We start from the raw sequence: 270 nt of genomic DNA, 5'->3' as shown, positions 1-270 counted from the left end.
CCGAAGAACCTCACGAAGTATCTCGGCGTGCGGCGCCACCGCTACGGGCGTGCCGAGGAGAACGACCAGGTCGGCCAGGTGACGGGCCTTGCCTGGACGGAAGTCGGCGGCGAGCTGCTGACGATCGAAGCGGCCGTCATCCCGGGCAAGGGCAAGCTCACGCACACCGGCCAGCTCGGCGAGGTCATGCAGGAGTCGATCCATGCCGCGATGACCGTCGTGAGGAGCCGCGCGGCCGTGCTCGGCCTCGACGGTGACTTCTACCAGAAG

At 68.1% G+C, this 270-nt stretch carries 1 protein-coding gene; it reads left to right on the top strand.

The features are described 5' to 3' along the window. Positions 1-270 (top strand): S16 family serine protease (locus ACX9YW_RS23025; protein WP_460351054.1); only part of this gene is annotated, 270 nt, incomplete at both ends.

This window comes from Pseudoneobacillus rhizolycopersici (genome assembly GCF_054786815.1).
Note: the sequence above shows the minus strand (reverse complement) of the source record. Positions and strands in the feature narration are given on the sequence as shown.